At 74.5% G+C, this 13589-nt stretch carries 8 protein-coding genes and 1 rRNA gene (1 of these 9 only partly in view); 4 read left to right on the top strand and 5 right to left on the bottom strand.

Annotation, left to right across the window (positions count from 1 at the left end):
* Together OG946_RS21285 and OG946_RS21280 are read right to left on the bottom strand one after the other, a co-directional pair.
* Positions 1-137 (bottom strand): 16S ribosomal RNA (locus OG946_RS21285); it reaches 1391 nt to the left of the window's first position.
* A gap of 387 nt (positions 138-524) precedes the next feature.
* The gene (locus OG946_RS21280) at positions 525-1103 is read right to left on the bottom strand and encodes a MarR family winged helix-turn-helix transcriptional regulator (protein WP_047017400.1); all 579 of its coding nucleotides are present in this window, start codon (positions 1101-1103) and stop codon (positions 525-527) included.
* A 136-nt stretch (positions 1104-1239) separates the two neighbouring features.
* On the opposite strand from OG946_RS21280, the gene OG946_RS21275 reads away from it, so the two are divergent.
* Positions 1240-2550 carry an MFS transporter gene (locus OG946_RS21275; protein ID WP_326797644.1) on the top strand — a complete coding sequence of 437 codons (1311 nt, stop codon included), beginning with the start codon at positions 1240-1242 and terminating at the stop codon, positions 2548-2550.
* 66 nt (positions 2551-2616) lie between these two features.
* Here OG946_RS21275 and OG946_RS21270 read toward each other — a convergent pair whose 3' ends face one another.
* Together OG946_RS21270 and OG946_RS21265 are read right to left on the bottom strand one after the other, a co-directional pair.
* Positions 2617-4335: an ATP-binding SpoIIE family protein phosphatase gene (locus tag OG946_RS21270; RefSeq protein WP_326797643.1), complete on the bottom strand. Its 1719-nt coding sequence runs from the start codon at positions 4333-4335 to the stop codon at positions 2617-2619.
* 82 nt (positions 4336-4417) lie between these two features.
* Complete coding sequence (locus OG946_RS21265) at positions 4418-5773, bottom strand: NAD(P)/FAD-dependent oxidoreductase (protein WP_326797642.1); 1356 nt, start codon at positions 5771-5773, stop codon at positions 4418-4420.
* Positions 5774-6127: 354 nt separating this feature from the next.
* Here OG946_RS21265 and OG946_RS21260 point away from each other — a divergent pair, with 354 nt between their 5' ends.
* Positions 6128-6838 (top strand): TetR/AcrR family transcriptional regulator, encoded by a 711-nt coding sequence (locus tag OG946_RS21260; protein WP_326797641.1) that lies wholly within the window; start codon positions 6128-6130, stop codon positions 6836-6838.
* A 342-nt stretch (positions 6839-7180) separates the two neighbouring features.
* The gene (locus OG946_RS21255; protein WP_326797640.1) at positions 7181-9088 is read left to right on the top strand and encodes a sigma-70 family RNA polymerase sigma factor; all 1908 of its coding nucleotides are present in this window, start codon (positions 7181-7183) and stop codon (positions 9086-9088) included.
* Between the two features lie 127 nt (positions 9089-9215).
* On the opposite strand, the gene OG946_RS21250 is transcribed toward OG946_RS21255, so the two are convergent.
* Positions 9216-10661 (bottom strand): MFS transporter, encoded by a 1446-nt coding sequence (locus tag OG946_RS21250; RefSeq protein WP_326797639.1) that lies wholly within the window; start codon positions 10659-10661, stop codon positions 9216-9218.
* Positions 10662-11428: 767 nt separating this feature from the next.
* On the opposite strand from OG946_RS21250, the gene OG946_RS21245 reads away from it, so the two are divergent.
* Positions 11429-13531, top strand: coding sequence for an asparagine synthase-related protein (locus OG946_RS21245; RefSeq protein WP_326797638.1), 2103 nt, complete (start codon positions 11429-11431; stop codon positions 13529-13531).
* The last annotated feature ends 58 nt before the right edge of the window (positions 13532-13589 follow it).

Below are 13589 nucleotides of genomic sequence, written 5' to 3'. Positions count from 1 at the left end.
GAGTGCAGGGCAGATTGCCCACGTGTTACTCACCCGTTCGCCACTAATCACCGGCCGAAACCGGATCATCGTTCGACTTGCATGTGTTAAGCACGCCGCCAGCGTTCGTCCTGAGCCAGGATCAAACTCTCCGTAAATGCATACATGATGCATCACAGAAACGAGTCTGCCTCGCTTACTGCTGTGTCACTACATCAAACACTTGGCATCGATTACTTGGCACACTGTTGAGTTCTCAAAGAACGGACACTTCCATCAAGACCCTTTCAGGTCTCTCCGGGCGTTTCCCTTCGGTGTTCCATAACCGTAGCGGATTGTCCCGGCGGCGCAAAATCCGGCCGCCCGCCGAAAAGAACCGGGCATGCCGATTCAACCCCGACGAAAGGGAGTCGATCACACAACGAGAAGATGGGACGAGCCGCCCCTCAGGGACGGCCACCGTCGCACTCCAGAACCTCAACGGCCCCGTGGCAACCTGAGGAACCTTACGGAGCGGGCTCAAACGTGTCAAGCGCGATCAAGGGCTAGTCCAAATCGGACAGTCGGCCGCTCGCGTCGGGCTGGGCGTCCTCGACGCGGCGGAGGAGGCGGGTCAGCAGCTCGCCGAGCAGGGTGCGTTCGGCCGGGGTGAGGTCCTGGAGCAGGTCCTCCTCCCAGTCGGTGCCCATGCGCATGGTCGCGAACCACTTCTCGCGGCCCAGCTCGGTGATGCCGACGATGACGCGAACGCGGTTGGCCTCGTCGCGTTCGCGGGTGACCAGGCCCTCGGCGACCATGCGGTCGATGCGGTGGGTCATCGCGGCGGGGGTGAGGCCGAGGCGCTTGGCCAGCTCGCCGGGGCCGAGCTGGTAGGGAGCGCCGGCGAGGACGAGGGCCTTGAGCACCTCCCACTCGGCGCCGTTGATGCCGATGTCGGAGAGATGGCGGCCGTAGGCGACGGTCATGCGGCGGTTGAGGCGGCTGAGGGCCGAGACGATCTGCTCGACCTGGGGGTCGAGGTCCTGGAACTCCCGCTGGTAGAGCGCGATCTGCTCGTCGAGCGAGCGCAGCTCCTGCGTGGGCGTCCGTTCGGCATCGGGGGCCGGGGCGTCGCTGTCGGACATGGCGCGCAGTATTCCACCAATCTCGTTCGCGTCGAACTTCTCAGTCGTGTACTCTTTAGGTCTGAACTTTAGCATCGAAGTCTTCGACCCGGTAGCTCGTCGGCGCCGGGCCGTACGTGTGTATGGGAGGTGAGCAGTGACACGCGAGACCGGCGCCGCGGCCCTCCGCAGGATCCAGGTGGGGAACGCGCTGAGTGCCTTCGGCAGCGGCTTCACCGTGCCGTACACGTTCTTGTACGTATCGCGGGTGCGTGACCTGGGCTCGACGACGGCGGGAGTCGCGCTCGCCGGGTTCGCCATGGCCGCGCTGCTCGTGCTGCCCTTCACCGGGCGGTTCATCGACCGGCGCGGGCCCCTCCGGGTGGCTCTGGTGGGTACGGTCGCGGCCGCTACCGGGGCGCTGTCGCTGGGGCTGGCCTCGACGGCGCCGATGGTGCTCGCGTCGACGCTGGTCATGGGCGCCGGGATGGCGGTCATCCAGCCTGCGCTGGCGACGATGATCGTCTGGTGCTCGACGACGGTGACGCGGTCGCGGGCGTTCGCGACGCAGTTCTTCCTGAACAACCTCGGGCTCGGTGTCGGAGGTCTGCTGGGCGGGCTGCTCGTGGACGAGGAGCACGCGGGGTCGTTCGTGCGGCTCTTCGCCATCGAGTCTGTGATGTTCCTGGTGCTCGGCGCCGTGGTCGCCACGGTGCGGCTGCCGCGCGGGACGCGCGCCGCCCACGCCGTCCCGGCGGGCGAGGGCGCCCGGGGGCGGTGGCGGATACTGCTCGCGGACCGGGCGATGGTGTGGCTCTGCGTGCTGGGCTTCGTGATGTTCTTCGCCTGCTACGGGCAGTTCGAGTCGGGGCTGTCTGCGTTCGCGGTCGAGGTGTCGGGGATATCCCCGTCGACGCTCGGGGTGGCGCTGGCGGCGAACACCGCGGTGATCGTCGTGGCGCAGTTCGCCGTGCTGCGGCTGGTGGAGCGGCGGCGGCGCAGCCGGGTCATCGCCGCGGTCGGGCTCATATGGACGGTCGCGTGGCTGGTGGCCGGGGCCTCCGGGTGGGTCGCCGGCGGGCAGGCGATGGCGACGGCGGCGATCATCTCCACGTACGCGCTCTTCGGGCTCGGCGAGGCGATGCTGTCGCCGACCGTGGCGCCCCTCGTGGCCGATCTGGCACCGGGTTCGCACATCGGGCACTACAACTCGGTGTTCGCACTGGTCAAGCAGTTGGCGCTGGCCATCGGGCCCGCCGTCGGCGGGCTGCTCGCGGGCGCGGGGGCGTACGGGGCGTACCTCTCGATGCTCGTCGTGTGCTCGCTGGGCATCACGGTGATGGGGCTGGTGCTGGGCCGGCGGCTGACGCCGGTGCAGGACTGCCCGCGGCTCGCGGGCACCGTGCAGGTGGCGGCCCACAAGCCGGCGGCGGCCGGGGCGGAGCCGGCGCCCGTTCAGGCGGCCTAGGCCCTGTCTGGGCGCGTGCCCGCGCGGGCTCCTGCCTGCGCGGGTACGCCCGTTCCGTACGCGTCCTCAGTGGCCGTGCTCGCCCGGCAGGGCGAACTCGCACCACACCGCCTTGCCGCCGCCCAGCGTGCGGCGTGAGCCCCAGGTCGAGGCGATCGTGGCGACGATGGAGATGCCGCGGCCGTTCTCGTCGCCGGGCTCCGCCTTGCGGCGGCGCGGCAGGCGGTCGTCGCCGTCGGTGACCTCGACGATGAGCCTCCGGTCCGTACGCCGCAGCCGCAGCCGCATCGGCGGGGAGCCGTGCTGCAGGGAGTTGGCGACGAGTTCGCTGGCCGCCAGTACGCCCAGCTCGCGCAGCTCCGCCGGGAAGCGCCAGCTCGCCAGGACGCCGTCGGCGAAGGCGCGTGCGCGCGGGGCCGCCTCGACGCCGCCGAGGAGGTCGAGCGCCGCGCTGCGGAACAGCTCGGCCTCGCCGTCGTCGCGCAGCGGGTGCTCCAGGACGAGCACGGCGACGTCGTCGTCGTGCTCGGCGGTGACGCCGAGGGAGCGGATGAGGCGGTCGCAGACGACGCCCGGTGCACCGGTGGCGCCGGTGAACGCGCTCGCGAGCGCGTTCACGCCCTCCTCGATGTCCTGGCCGCGGCGCTCGATGAGGCCGTCGGTGTAGAGGACGGCGGTCGAGCCGGGCGGGAAGGGCAGTTCGGCGGAGCTGTGCACCCAGCCGCCGGTGCCGAGGGGCGGTCCCGTGGGTTCGTCGACGCGGCGCACGGTGCCGTCCGCGTCGCGGATGAGGATCGGCAGGTGGCCGGCCGAGGCGTGCACCAGGCGGCCCTCGTGCGGGTCGTGGACGGCGTACGCGCACGTGGCGATCTGGTTGGGGTCGATCTCGGCGGCGAGGCCGTCGAGGAGCTGGAGCACCTCGTGCGGCGGCAGGTCCAGGCGCGCGTACGCGCGTACCGCGGTGCGCAACTGGCCCATGACGGCGGCGGCGCGGACGCCGCGCCCCATGACGTCGCCGATGACCATGGCCGTGCGGCCGGCGCCGAGGGTGATGACGTCGTACCAGTCGCCGCCGACCGCGGCGTCCGTGCCGCCGGGCTGGTACTTGGCCGCGACCCGCAGGTCGTCCGGGTGCTCCAGCTTCTCCGGCAGGAGGCTGCGCTGCAGCGCCACCGCGGCCTCGCGCTGCATGCGCTCGCCTGCGCGCAGCCGCTCGGCGGCCTCCACCTGGTCGGTGACGTCGGCGGCGGAGACGAGCACGCCGCCGCTCTCGCCGACGTCGATGGGGCTGCAGGTGAACGTGTACGAGCGGGAGTCGGGGGCGCGGCGGGCCTTGACGGTGCGCGGGGTGCCGCTGCGCAGCACCTGGTCCATCAGCGGCAGCAGGCCCAGCTCGGCGAGTTCGGGCAGCGCGTCGCGGGCGGGCCGGCCCGGGGCGCGGGCACCGAAGACGGCGGCGTAGGCGTCGTTGACGTAGGCGGTGCGGTGGTCGGGGCCGTGGACGACCGCGACGGGGGCAGGCAGCCGGCCGAGGGTGGCGCTGACGGGCAGCTCGATGCCGGGGTCGACGTCGTGTTCCGTATCGGGTTCCGGGCCCGTGTCGCCGTCGCCGCTCGCCGTACCGCCGGGGTCGGCGTCCGGCTCGGCGCCGGGGGGCGGTTCCGCCGCGGCCCGGCGGCCCTGCCGTCCGGCGCGGGCGGTGGGGACGGCACCGCGGAAGCCCCGCGCGGCGGCGGTGCGGCGCGGGGATCCGGGGAGCCGGGGGCTCCAGCGCGTGAAGTTCAAGCGTGCCAGTCCCAGGTCCACTCGTTGGTCGTTCGTTTCGCTCCGTGCCGTTTCGTGCCCGTCCATGGTCACATGCCCCGCCTCAGTCGCCGTCAGGGCCGCGACCCGACCGGGTGGCGAGTTCGAATTCCGCCCGGGGGTGTTCCAGCGAGCCGAGGGCGACGATCTCCCGTTTGAACAGTCCGGAAAGGGTCCACTCGGCGAGCACATGGGCCTTACGGCCCACGGTGGGGAGCTTGCCCAGGTGGTACGCACGGTGCATGAGCCAGGCAGGGTAGCCCTTCAGCCGGTGGCCGTACACATAGGCGATGCCTTTGTGGAGGCCGAGGGAGGCGACGGAGCCGGCGTAGCGGTGCCGGTAGTCGCGCAGGGGTGCGCCGCGCAGGGCGGCGGCCAGGTTGTCGGCGAGGACGCGGGCCTGGCGGACGGCGTGCTGGGCGTTGGGGGCGCAGAGGGCGCCGGGCTCGTCGGCGGTGAGGTCCGGTACGGCGGCCGCGTCGCCGGCGGACCAGGCGGCGTCCTCACCCTCGACGCGGAGGTCGGGGGTGCACCGCAGGCGGCCGCGGTCGTCGCGGGGCAGGCCGGTGGCGGCGAGCACGGGGTTGGGGCGGACGCCGGCGGTCCACACGAGGGTGCGGGTGGGGAAGTGGGCGCCGTCGTCGAGTTGGGCAACACGGTCCGTACAGCTCGACAGGCGGGTCTCCAGGCGTACGTCGATGCCGCGTTCGCGCAGGCGGCGTACGGCGTACTCGCCGAGCCGCTCGCCGACCTCCGGCAGGATGCGGTCGCTCGCCTCGACGAGGACCCAGCGCATGTCCGCGGGGCGCACGCCGGTGTAGTAGCGGGTGGCGTAACGCGCCATGTCCTCGAGTTCGGCGAGTGCTTCCACGCCGGCGTAGCCGCCCCCCACGAACACGAACGTGAGCGCGGCCTCGCGGACGGCGGCGTCGCGGGTGGAGGAGGCGATGTCCAGTTGTTCGAGCACGTGGTTGCGGAGGCCGATGGCCTCCTCGATCGAGGTGAAGCCGATGCCGTACTCGGCGAGCCCGGGCACCGGCAGCACGCGGGAGACGGATCCGGGCACCATCACGAGCTGGTCGTACGCCAGCTCCAGCGGCGGTTCGCCGGTCTCGTCGGTGGCGAGCGTCGCGACGCGGGCGGTCCGCTCGGGGTGGTCGACGGACGTCACGCGGCCGGCGACCACGCGGCAGCGGGGCAGGACGCGGCGCAGCGGCACCACGACGTGGCGCGGCTGTACGGAGCCGGCGGCGGCCTCGGCGAGGAAGGGCTGGTAGGTCATGTACGGGTCGGGGGCGACCACGGTGATCTCCGCCGCGCCTCTTCTGAGCTGCTTGCCGAGGTGCTTCTGCAGCCGCATCGCCGCGGCCATCCCGACGTTGCCGCCACCGACGACGAGTACGCGCGTCGGATCCGTCATGGGCAACCTCCTGCCTGGGGTCCCGCCTGGGGCCCGGCCTCGCCGCGCGCCGCCGGCGGCGGTGCGGGCCCGGGGCGAGGCCGCCGACGGCGACCTCGGAACACCCATGACGCACCGCGTTCGGACTTTTGTCCACAGGCGGGGGAAGGATTTCCGGCGCCCGTGGTGTCCGCCCCGCGGCCGATCCTTATCCACAGCCCCTTCTCTCTTGACTTCTGCTGAACTATGTTCGTACGAGCCGGAGTGGCCCGACCAGATGCACTCCGGTAAGCAGGGTGGGGAGTCTCCGGGGGGAGACTGTCATAACCGGGGGAAACAGAGATGCAGGTTCAGAGCAGTCGTCTGTCAGCAAACATGTCGGGATCGGACACTTCCGGCGAACTGCCGACGAATGGCCGGTCGGCGCTGCGGGTCGACGCGCAGCGCAATCTGGAGCACGTCCTGCGCGCCGCGCGCGAAGTCTTCGGGGAGCTGGGTTACGGCGCCCCGATGGAGGACGTCGCCCGCCGCGCCAGGGTCGGCGTAGGCACGGTGTACCGCCGCTTCCCGAGCAAGGAAGTGCTGGTCAAGCGCATCGCCGAGGCGGAGACCGCGCGGCTCACCGAGCAGGCACGCGCCGCGCTGCAGCAGGAGGACGAGCCGTGGGCCGCGCTGGCCCGCTTCCTCCGCGCGTCCGTCGATTCCGGTGCCGGGCGGCTGCTGCCGCCGCAGGTGCTGGGCGTGACGGCGCAGGCGCCGGAGGGCGAGCCGCGGGTGCCGCAGCAGCGGCCCTCGCCGGACGGCACGGCGCCGCAGGCCGGCGGTGCGGTCGCGGGTGAGGGCGCGGGTGCGGAGGGCGCGAGCGTCGGCGGTACGGACGCGGCGGCGCTGCTCGACGTGGTCGGGCAGTTGGTCGCGCGGGCCCGGGACGCGGGGTCGCTGCGCGCCGACGTATCGGTGTCGGACGTGCTGCTGGTGATAGCCACCGCGGCGCCGTCCCTGCCGGACCCGGAGCAGCAGGCGGTCGCGTCCGCGCGGCTGCTGGACATCCTGCTCGACGGGCTGCGGCCGCACGCGGAGGGCTGAGCCCTAGGCGGTGCCCGACGGGGGTGCGCCGGGGTGTGCCTCGGCGTGCCCTGACGGCCCCCGCGGGGGTTCCCCTCGACGGGTGGCACCGCGGGCGGTGGTTCGTGTTGACGGCGTCGCCCGTCAGGGGGCCTCTCGCCGGGCGCCGGCTTCCGTGGCCGGCGCAGTGGCCCGTTCGTCAAGCGAGGCCGCCGTCTACCCCGAAAGCGTGACCGGTAGTGCGCCGCGAGCGGGAAAACCCTCCAACGGGTGGTTGACCGTTCAACGCGGACGGCGGCCACGGTCCGTTGTGGCACGCTCACCCGATGACGGGCGGGACGAGCGTCTACGGGAGCTTGCGGCATGGCAGTTGACGATCGGGACGATCGCGGGCATGCCGTGGACGGCGGGACCTCCGACGGGACCTCCGACGATGCCGACAAGGCCGTGGGGGCCATTCCCAAGCAGCGTGAGCGGCGGGACGAGGGGGTCACGGGACCCCTGCCCTCCGACACCGAGTTGGTCGGCCGGATGCGTACGGGCGACGACAGCGCGTACGAAGAGCTGTACCAGCGGCACGCCCCGGCGGTCCGCCGGTACGCGCGCACCTGCTGCCGCGACTCGCACACCGCCGACGACCTCACCGCCGAGGTGTTCGCCCGTACGCTCCAGGCGGTCCGCGGCGGCGCCGGTCCCGAGACCGCGGTACGGGCGTATCTGCTCACCACCGTGCGGCGGGTCGCCGCCGCCTGGACGACGACCGCCAGGCGCGAGCAACTCGTCGACGACTTCGCCGACTTCGCGACCCAGGCCGCGCGGCCGGTCTCCGACGACACCCTCGACCTGGGCGCCGACGTACGGGCCATGCACGAAGCCGAGCAGTCGATGGCGGTGCAGGCGTTCCGTAGCCTGCCCGAGCGCTGGCAGACCGTGCTGTGGCACACGACGGTGGAGGACGAGTCGCCCAGCCAGGTCGCGCCGCTGCTCGGGCTCACCGCCAACGCGACCGCCGTACTGGCGCACCGCGCCCGCGAGGGGCTCAAGCAGGCGTACCTCCAGGCGCACGTCTCGACCGCGCTCACCGCGGGCGGCGACTGCGCCCGTTACGCGGACCGGCTCGGCGCGTACGCCCGCGGCGGGCTGCGGATGCGCGCCGAGCGGGGGTTACGCAAGCACCTGGACGACTGCGTGCGGTGCCGCATGGCGGCGGTCGAGGTCGCGGACGTCAACTCCCGGCTCAGCACGCTGCTTCCGGTCGCGGTCGTCGGCTGGTTCGCGTCGGCCGCGGCGGCGAAGGCCGCCGGGTTCGCGGGCGTCGGCGCGGGTGCCGGGGCGGCGGGTGCCACCGGGGCGGGAGCCGCGGCGGCGGCGAGCGGCGTCGTCGGCGGCGGGGCAGGTTCGAGTGCGGGTGCGGCCGGCGGTGCCGGTGCGGCGGCGGGCGAGGGGGTCGGTACGCCGGTCAAGGTCGCGGCCGCGGCGGGCATCGTCGTGGCCGCGGCGGCAGCGGCGCTGGCGCTCGTACTCTCCGGCGGCGACGGCGAGAAGGAGCCGGTCGCCAATCCGCCCGCCACCTCGGCCCCGGCGCCGCCCCCGGCGCCCCCGCCCGAGAAGAAGCCGGAGCCCACTCCCCCGCCCCCCGCCCCCGAGCCGGCGGAGCCCACGCCGACGCCCACCCCGACTCCGGAGCCGCCCTCCCCCAGCCCCACGCCGACCCCCACGCCCACGCCGACACCCACGCCCACGCCGACACCCACGCCGACACCCACGCCGACACCCACGCCGACCCCGACACCGAAGCCCCCGAAGCCACCGAAGCCACCGCCGCCGCCGCCCGCCGAGCCGTATCGCGTCGCCGGCCTCGACGCCGACGTCCTCGGCGACGGCACGGACCCGGAGATCGTCGCGAGCCGCAGCGGCTGGTGGTGGCAGCGCGAGGACTTGGACATCGGCGGCAGGACCTACGCCCACGGCGTCACCGTGTCCGCGAAGTCGTCGCTGGTCATCGAGCTGAACCGGTCCTGTACCCGCTACCGGGCGGCGGCCGGCATCGACGACATGATGTACCGCCTGGGCGGGGCCAGGTTCACCGTCTACGGCGACGACGCCCGGCTCTGGCGCTCCGACTGGGTCGAGGCCGGCGAGCAGGCGGCCGTGGTCGACGTGGGCCTGCCGTCCGGCACCGAGACCATCCGGCTGGAAGCGGAACCGCAGCACCCCATCCACACCGCGCTGCTGACGGGCTGGGCGGACGCGGTCATCGACTGCCGCTGAACGCCGCCCCGTCCGGCGCCTGGTCCACGGCCGTCCGCGCCCGCGCGCGGGCCCGTACGCCCCTCGGCCCGTACGCCCCTTGCCCCCCGGCGCACCGCGCCGCCGGGCGCGCCCGGGCGCGTGCCCCCTACGCCGGCGCGACCAGCAACGGGCGGGCGCGCTCGCGCAGTTCCGCCACCATCGGCTCGTCGCCGTACGGCTCCAGCCGGGCCAGCAGGTCCTTCACGTACTCCGTCGTCCGCGCCGACGAGATCCGGCCCGCGACCTCCACCGCCCGCGTGCCCTGCGCGCACGCCGCGTCGAGGTTCCCCGACTCCAGCTCCGCCACCGCCGCCACGATCAGCCGCAGCCCGTGCGAGCGGACGAACGCCTCCGTCGGCCGCGCCAGCGCCTGTTCGGTGAACCGCCGCACCTGGAGCGGCACCCGCAGGTCGCGGTAGCACTCGGCGGCGTCGGCGGCGAGCCGGTCGTAGGCGTAGAAGTCGAGCCAGGCGGGGTCCGGGTCGCCCTCACGGGCGCGCTCCAGCCAGCTCTCCGCCGCCGCCAGGGCCGTGCCGCACGACGCCTCGTCCTGTGCGCGGGCGTGCGCCCGCGCCTCGACGAGGTGGAAGAAGCTCATCGCACGCGCCGTCGCCAACCCCCTGTTGCGCTCTATGGCCGCCTGGGCGAGGTCCACGCCCTCGTCGGCGAAGCCGCGGTACGTCGCCTGGAGCGACATCGACGCCAGGACGTACCCGCCGAGCGGCACGTCCGCCGCCGCCCGCGCGAGCCGCAGCGCCTGGATGTAGTACCGCTGGGCCGCCTCCTGCTGCCCCGTGTCGAAGGCCATCCACCCGGCGAGCCGGGTGAGTTCTGCGGTGGCGCCGAAGAGCGAGCGCCCGACCTCGTCGGTGTACGCGCCGAGCAGCAGCGGCGTCGCGTCCACGCGCAGGCACTCCGGCACCATCGACGCCCGCCAGTCGCCGCCCCCGTACTTGGAGTCCCAGCGCCGCGCCTCCTCCGCCGCGTCGCGCAGCTTGGCGACGTCGCTGTGCCCCACGCGCCGCGGCCCTGTGCCGTCGGCGGCGGGCGCGTGCTGCGGGTCGACGCCGTCGAGGCCGCGGGCGACCGAGCCGTCGGCCGGCGTGATCAGCCAGCGGGAGGCGGGCGTCGCGTACGCGCTGACGGCGAAGGAGCCGGCGAGGCTCTGCCAGATGCCGCCGCTGCCCGCCCGCCGCCCGGCGAGGTCGAGCCGGTACAGCTCGGTGGCCGAGCGCACCGCCTCGCCGACGTCGCGCGGGAAGGCCAGGCCGACTTCGGGCGCCGGGTCGGTGTCGGCCAGCCCTATCTCGTGCAGCGGCACGGGGCGGCCGAGCTTGCCGGCGATGGCGGTGGCGATCAGGTGGGGCGCGGCTCCCTGGGGCACCATCCCCTTCGTCACCCAGCGGGCGACGGACGTCTTGTCGTACCGAAGCGTCATGCCGCGCTGCGCGCCGAGGTCATTGACCCGGCGGGCGAGTCCGGCGTTGCTGATCCCGGCGAGCGCGAGCATGTGGCCCAGCTTCTCGTTCGGCCCGCGTGGCGTCCTGGACATGCACACCCCTCGACCACCGACGGCTCCCGTCCGGCAGGTGGGGATCCGGCCGGGTCGCATATGCACCCAGCGTAGTTCGCCGGATCCCGACCGTTAAGAGGAATGTTTCCGGATGGCGGGATTGCAGCGCGCGTGCTCCGGGGTCGTGTGGCGGTGCGCCGTACGTGCGCTCTGCACGCAAAGGGCCGCGCACGCTTGGCTGGTTGTCCGTGGGTCGGCTCGCCGCGCCTGGGAAAGCGGCGGGCCTGGGGAACTCCGCCGTCATTCATCCCCGCGGGCGGCGGCTCACGGTCCGGGGAGCGCGGGACGCTTCCCGGACCGCACAAGCCCCGAAGACGGGCTTGGTTGGCCGGGATTGCGCCGTGTGCAGAATGGCTGAATGACGCCCCTGGCACGGGGTGTAGATCCGGGCGTACGGGACGTCCGTACCGCAGTACGGGCACCGCCCGGGTGTCCGTTCCGCGTTCCGGACGGCGCGCGGGGGCCGGTCCGTAGCGTCTGTTGATCCTCTTCCCTGTGCACGGCCCCCGCCGGGCCGCCTAACTGCCCTGAGCGCGCCCGCGCGGCGGCCTCCGGGGCGCTTCCGGCCGTGACAGGCAGACTCCCGCGCGACCGCATCCACTCACATGCGCCCCTCTCGTGGCAGCATTGGTCCTGACGAAACGGCAGTACGCCCTGAGCGTGGCGGAGTTGATGCCGATCGCCCGGCTCGCCTGGCTCGCTTGGCATATGCCGATACGTCCCCAGTTGCCCACGAGGAGGCACGCATGCGGTGGTTGGTGGGGTGGAGCAGCGCCGCCGCCGCGCCCTCGTTCCTCGACGGTGCGCAGTCGGCCGACGACTACGACCTCCACCCCGTCGGCGCCCAGCTCGTCTGGGGCGGCTCCGATCCGCTGTGGGCGGTCGGCGACTGGCGGCCGGACGAGATCCGCGTCGTCGACGTCGCCCCGCTGATCCGGCTGGCGATCTTCGGCACCTGCGGCGCGAGCGACGACCAGTTGCGCGTGGGCCTGCTGTCCGCCCGCGGCGGCGCCGTACGGCACCTGACCGCCTGGTCCGGCGGGTACACCGCCGTCGCGCAGGTCGGCCGCCGCACCACCGTCCTCGGCGACCTCGCCGGCGCGCGCCCCGTCTTCCACGCCGCCTGGGACGGCGGCACCGCGTACGCGACCGCCGCGCTGCCGCTCGCCGACCTGATCGAGGCCGAGCTGGACGTCCCCCACCTCGCCGCCCAACTCGCCTGCCCCGACGTGCCGGAGGCGCTCGGCGACGGCACGCCGTACGCCGGCGTGCGCCGCGTGCCTCCCGGCCACGCGCTCATCCTCCGCGAGGGCGCCAAGGAGATCACCGGCTACGAGCCGCGCGCCTCCCTCGCCGTCGCCGCCCCCTCGCTGGACACCGAACCGGCGGTGGCGGGCGTACGCGACGCGCTGGTGGAGTCCGTACGCGCCCGGCTGGCCGCCCCGCGCCACGCGCCGGAACCCGGCTACGGCGGCCTCGACCCCGGCCCCGTACCCGGCATGGGCCCGGCCGACCGGCGCGCCTCGCGCGGCCCCGCGCCCGGCATCGGCGCCGACCTGTCCGGCGGCATCGCCTCCGGCACCCTCGCGCTGCTGGCCGCCGGGCTGCCGGGGGCGCCCGGCACGCCGCCGGGGCTGGGGCCCGGGCAGGGCGAGCGGCTGGTGGCCGTGACGTTCAACGACCTGACGGCGCGCGCCGACGAGGCCGAGCTGGAGCGGGCCCGCACCATCGCCGCCAACCCGCGGCTGCACCACGTCGTGGTGGCCGCCGGCGAGGCGGCGCTGCCGTACGCGGACCTGGAGAACATGCCGCTGACGGACGAGCCGGGGCCCTCCCTGGTCGCCGCCGCCCGGCACCGGCGCCGGCTGACCGCGGGCAGCGCCGACCACCTCGTGGGCGTCGGCGCCCGCGAGGTCCTCGACGCGCACCCGGCCCGGCTCGCGGACCTGCTGCTGGACCGCAGACGACGTTCGCTCTTCCGGCCCGTGACGGCGCTGGCGCGCGCGGAGGGCTCGGTGCTGGCGCCGCTGACCGTCTACCGCGCGGCCCGCCGGCTGGCACGTACGACGTACTGGGAAGGCATCTCCGAAGGCGCCGAGGCGCTCCTCGACGACCCCGCGGGCGGGCTCGGCGGGGCGCCCGGGCGCAGCCGGGGCGCGCTCGACGCGTCGCTGGCCGCGCTGAGCTGGTGCCGGCCGGGTCCTGCGGCGCGGTGGCTGACGGGCGAGGCACTGGCCGAGGTGTCGGTACGGCTCCGGGGCTCCGCGGGCACGGCGAACGGCGACGGCACCGGCCGCCCGGGCGAGCGCCGCGCCGCCGCGGCGCTGGCGCAACTGGGCGCCGACTACCGCGTCTTCGAGCAGGCCGCGGAGGTCCGGTTCCAGCGGCTGCACGCGCCCTTCCTCGACAACCAGGTCGTACGGGCCTGCCGCGCCCTGCCCGAGGCGCTGCGCGTGCAGCCGGGCGCGCGGGCGGCGGTGCTGGGCGCGGTGCTCGACGGCGCGGGCATCCGCGGGCTGCCGCCGGGCTGGGGCGCGACGACCGGCCCCGCCGCGGCCGCCGCGTCGGCGGAGCGCATCGGGCTGCGCCGCGCCTCGGCGGAGCTGGCCGACCTCTTCCACCGGCCGCTGCTGGCGGACGCGGGTCTGGTGGAGGGCCGGGTCGTGCGCAAGGCGCTGCGCGCGGCGGCGGACGGCGAGCCGCTGCCGCTGAGCGGTCTCGCGGAGCTGGTCTCGACGGAGCTGTGGCTGCAGCGGCTGCTGATGCGGCGCGGGTCGTGCTGGACGGGCGACGCGGCGCCGCGGCAGCGCGCGGTGGCGGGCGGGGTGCCGCCGCGGCTGCCGCTGTAGGGGGCTTCGAGGGCCTCGCGGTAAGGGGTCGTGGCCATCGCGGTAAGGGGCTTCGCGG

This window comes from Streptomyces sp. NBC_01808 (assembly GCF_035917395.1).
Lineage (GTDB): Bacteria > Actinomycetota > Actinomycetes > Streptomycetales > Streptomycetaceae > Streptomyces.
The sequence above is the reverse complement of the archived record's forward strand: the minus strand, read 5'-3'. Positions and strand labels throughout refer to the sequence as shown.